We start from the raw sequence: 1199 nt of genomic DNA on the forward strand, positions 1-1199 counted from the left end.
TAGGGAAGGTGCGAACAAGTTCCTGATATGAGATCATCATATTCATCCGGAGCGCATCCCAGAGGGACATCATGAGCCATCAACTCACCTTCGCCGATAGTGAATTCAGCACTAAGCGCCGTCAGACCCGAAAAGAGATTTTCCTCTCCCGCATGGAGCAGATTCTGCCATGGCAGAATATGACCGCTGTCATCGAGCCGTTTTATCCCAAGGCGGGCAATGGCCGACGGCCCTATCCGCTGGAGACCATGCTGCGTATTCACTGCATGCAGCATTGGTACAACCTGAGCGACGGTGCCATGGAAGATGCCCTGTACGAAATCGCCTCCATGCGCCTGTTTGCCCGATTATCCCTGGATAGCGCCCTGCCGGATCGCACCACCATCATGAATTTCCGCCACCTGCTCGAGCAGCATCAACTGGCCCGTCAATTGTTCAAGACCATCAATCGCTGGCTGGCCGAAGCAGGCGTCATGATGACCCAAGGCACTTTGGTGGATGCCACCATCATTGAGGCACCCAGCTCTACCAAGAACAAAGAGCAGCAACGCGATCCGGAGATGCATCAGACCAAGAAAGGCAATCAGTGGCACTTTGGCATGAAGGCCCACATTGGTGTCGATGCCAAGAGTGGCCTGACCCACAGCCTAGTCACCACCGCGGCCAACGAGCATGACCTCAATCAGCTGGGTAATCTGCTTCATGGAGAGGAGCAATTTGTCTCAGCCGATGCCGGCTACCAAGGAGCGCCACAGCGCGAGGAGCTGGCCGAGGTGGATGTGGACTGGCTGATCGCCGAGCGTCCCGGCAGGGTAAAAACCTTGAAGCAGCATCCGCGCAAGAACAAAACGGCCATCAACATCGAATACATGAAAGCCAGCATCCGTGCCAGGGTGGAGCAACCGTTTCGCATCATCAAGCGGCAGTTCGGCTTCGTGAAAGCCAGATACAAGGGGCTGCTGAAAAACGATAACCAACTGGCGATGTTATTCACCCTGGCCAACCTGTTTCGGGTGGACCAAATGATACGTCAGTGGGAGAGATCTCAGTAAAAACCGGAAATAACGCCAGAAATGGTGGAAAAAATAGCCTAAATAGGCTGATTCGATGTGTTTGCGGGAAAAAAATCGGCCCAGATCCGCGAAATTTTAATCAGCGAGTCAGCTTGGGAAGAAATGACCTGCTTATTCGCACCTTCC

The 1199-nt window shown here is 53.7% G+C and carries 1 protein-coding gene; it reads left to right on the forward strand.

Annotated elements, in window-relative coordinates:
• Positions 1 to 71 precede the first annotated feature (71 nt).
• Complete coding sequence (locus FHC51_RS22500; RefSeq protein WP_220436758.1) at positions 72 to 1052, forward strand: IS5-like element ISKpn26 family transposase; 981 nt, start codon at positions 72 to 74, stop codon at positions 1050 to 1052.
• Positions 1053 to 1199: the final 147 nt, after the last annotated feature.

This window comes from Leclercia sp. EC_58, assembly GCF_019584355.1.
GTDB lineage: Bacteria > Pseudomonadota > Gammaproteobacteria > Enterobacterales > Enterobacteriaceae > Enterobacter.